The sequence below is a fragment of the Candidatus Zixiibacteriota bacterium genome (assembly GCA_022865345.1).
Taxonomy (GTDB): domain Bacteria; phylum Zixibacteria; class MSB-5A5; order MSB-5A5; family RBG-16-43-9; genus RBG-16-43-9.
Window position 1 is genome coordinate 1 of record JALHSU010000057.1, and the last position, 2,250, is coordinate 2,250.

The following is a 2,250-nucleotide window of genomic DNA, read 5'->3' on the forward strand; positions in this document are numbered from 1 at the left end:
CCCGACCTACGAAATCGACAGTATCGACTATCGTAGGTGGGGTTCCAAGCCCCGCAAAATCGATTTTTCAGAGTTTTACCTGAAACGCTTTGACAGAATCTATGTCGTGATGACCAGAAACATAAAATTGAGAATAGAATATGACGGCACCGATTTCTCCGGATGGCAAAAACAACCAAAATTGAGAACGGTTCAGGGGGAGATAGAAGATAAATTAACCGGAATTTTGCGGGAGAAGATAACCCTAACCGGCTCAGGCAGAACTGATGTCGGGGTGCATGCTTTGGAGCAGGTAGCAAATTTCAAAACAGAGTCTGAACTAAATCTTAATTCTATTTATAAAGGATTGAATTCACTTCTGCCGGAGGATATTCTTATAAAGGAAGTCGAGGAGGCAGGTTCAGATTTCAACTCCAGGTATGGTGCTAAAAGCAGGATTTACAGATATAAAATCTATTCAGGGAGAGATATTTTCCAGAGAAGATATGTCTGGGAGGTTTCGTATTCTCTTAATTTTGAGAGGATAAAAAAAACCACTCAGGTAATTTTAGGTCGACAGGATTTCACTTCCTTCTGTGTGAGCAAATCTGCAAAGCCGGATAATCACTGTCAGGTAATGCGGGCAGACTGGAAAAAAGATGGAAACAGATTGGAGTTTGAAATTGAGGCGGATAGGTTCCTGCATACGATGGTCAGGAGCCTGGTGGGGACTTTAATTGATGTGGGAAGAGGATATCTCAGTTTAAAAGATTTTGCAGATATCCTTAAAGCTAAAGACCACAGAAAAGCAGGCTTGACTGCACCAGCTAAAGGATTATATTTAGCCAAGGTCAACTATTGAAAGGAGAGTTTATGAAGATTTTTTTGGATACAGCCAATTTCGAGGAGATAAAAGAGGCGGCGAGCTGGGGAATATTGGATGGGGTCACTACCAACCCATCCCTGCTTTCAAAGGAAAAGGAGGATTACAAAAGCCTGCTCAAGAAGATCTGCGAGGAGGTGGATGGTCCGATCAGTGCAGAGGTGGTCAGCTTGGACCCGGAGGGAATGCTAAAAGAAGCTGCTGAGCTGGTCAAAATCGGGAAAAACATCGTGATAAAAGTTCCCATTTCCACAGAAGGGCTGAAAACGATGAGAATGCTCTCAGACAAAGGGATAAAGACCAACTGCACATTGATATTCTCGCCGATCCAGGCACTTTTGGCAGCCAAGGCTGGTGCCTCATTTGTAAGCCCTTTTGTCGGGAGGTTAGACGATGCCAGCCACATCGGGATGGACATAGTCGGGCAAATCGTGACGATTTTTCAGAATTACGATATTCCGACTGAGGTCTTGGTTGCCAGCATCCGGAATCCTCTGCACGTAGTTGATGCCGCCCTAATGGGCGCGGATATCGCCACTATGCCGTTCAAAGTTTTACAGCAACTGGTAAAACATCCCTTGACAGACGTGGGGATTAAGAATTTCTTAGCTGACTGGGAAAAAGTCAGGAAAGGGTAGGGACTTTAGAAGGGTGGAGAGTAAATCATCGTAGCGTTGCCATTCCTATCCTACGGTGGCTACGAGCTTGCCCGTCCTCTGGACGCCAGACGTAGTCTCCGTTTCAGGATGGCAACGAGATGAATTTAGAAAGGATCAAGATATGATAGCAAGATATACTTTACCGCAGATGCAGGAGCTGTGGTCAGATGAGAACAAGTTTAGAAAGTGGATCGAGGTAGAGATATTAGCCTGTGAAGCGCAGGCGAAATTGGGAAATATCCCTAAGAACACTGTCCCGCGTATAAGAAAGAAAGCCAACTTCAACGTGAAGAAGATCAACCAGATCGAAAACAAAGTTCATCACGATGTGGTCGCCTTTCTGAACAATTTAGCTGAGTATATCGGTGAGGATTCTAAATACGTTCACCTGGGGATGACCTCGTACGATGTGGTTGACACTGCTCTATCGATGATTTTGAAGGATGCCGGGAATATCATCCTCAAGGATTTAGAGGAGTTGAACAAGGTTATTAAGAGGAGGGCTTTTCAATATAAAATGACTCCGATGATCGGCAGGACCCATGGGGTTCAGGCTGAGCCGATCAGTCTTGGTTTCAAATTCGCCTTATGGTATTCTGAGATCGAAAGGGATATTGAGAGATTGCAAAAAGCTATAAAAATTGTTTCTGTAGGAAAACTCTCTGGCGCCGTTGGGAATTTCGCTCATCTCAGCCCGAAGGTGGAAGAATACGTTTGCAAAAAAGCAGG

At 44.5% G+C, this 2,250-nt stretch carries 3 protein-coding genes; all 3 read left to right on the forward strand.

The window, feature by feature from the left end:
- On the forward strand, positions 1-841 hold an 841-nt coding region (gene truA, locus MUP17_02290; GenBank protein ID MCJ7457802.1), incomplete at its 5' end, for a tRNA pseudouridine(38-40) synthase TruA.
- 11 nt (positions 842-852) lie between these two features.
- Positions 853-1,500: a fructose-6-phosphate aldolase gene (gene fsa, locus MUP17_02295; GenBank protein ID MCJ7457803.1), complete on the forward strand. Its 648-nt coding sequence runs from the start codon at positions 853-855 to the stop codon at positions 1,498-1,500.
- A 142-nt stretch (positions 1,501-1,642) separates the two neighbouring features.
- On the forward strand, positions 1,643-2,250 hold a 608-nt coding region (locus tag MUP17_02300), incomplete at its 3' end, for a lyase family protein (GenBank protein MCJ7457804.1).

What these genes read in the sequence shown, in the direction of transcription:
- fsa (MCJ7457803.1), top strand. Translation starts at nt 853, where the DNA reads ATGAAGATTTTTTTGGATACAGCCAATTTCGAGGAGATAAAAGAGGCG.